Origin of the sequence: Paenibacillus dendritiformis (assembly GCF_015845845.1) — a bacterium.
Classification (GTDB): Bacteria; Bacillota; Bacilli; order Paenibacillales; family Paenibacillaceae; genus Paenibacillus_B; species Paenibacillus_B dendritiformis_C.
The window spans coordinates 1-689 of sequence record NZ_LDIG01000065.1; the positions used below are offsets into that span (position 1 = coordinate 1).

Genomic DNA, 689 nt, shown 5'->3' on the forward strand with positions numbered 1-689 from the left:
TTGCTCTGCATAGAGTTTCTTGAGCTTCTCATTCTCTTTCGCAAGCGCAGCATAATCTTCTGGAGTCGGGACAAACTTCGCTTGCTTCATACTAGCCCCATCCAGTTGATCCAGGTGGACCACCGCTGCTGACAGATTGTCGAACCAGATCCGCTGGGGGACGCCTCCCATCTGCTCGAAACATTGCTTCATCGCTTCTAAAAAGCATTCCTGATTCTCAGCCGGTGTCGGGTATACAAATGCAGCATTACTGTACGGAAAGGAGATCACCAGCAACTTGTAGGTGAGTAGCTGCTGCGCTCGACTGACCTGCATGGTCGTAAAATCCACCTGTGCTTCTCCCGGTGGATGCTCCAACCGCTCGTAGGTTTTAGCGCGTTCGAGCTCCATTTCGTTTTTTCGCTTCCGGACATAGGCCAAAACGGTTCGTTGTCCGCCTGTAAACTGGTGTTCATCTCTCAGCCGCTGGTAGATCCGTATCCCGGTATGCCGCTGTTTCCGGGGAAGCAGGCGATCTTCCTCCAGCCATGTGTCCACGATCTCCATATACGGCCCCATAACTGGGCTTTTACTCTTTCTTTTACCAATCGATTCGTTCCAGTTGGATTGATCTGCGTACTTCTTCGCGGTTCTCCAGTGAATGCCCATCTGTCTGGCGATGTCACGGATCGAGCACCCTTCTGCTTCGC

General features: G+C 52.1%; 1 protein-coding gene. It reads right to left on the reverse strand.

What is annotated here, in order from left to right; all coding sequences use genetic code 11:
• The coding region (gene istA, locus ABD76_RS03615) for an IS21 family transposase (protein ID WP_197254357.1) at positions 1–689 on the reverse strand (689 nt) is incomplete at both ends.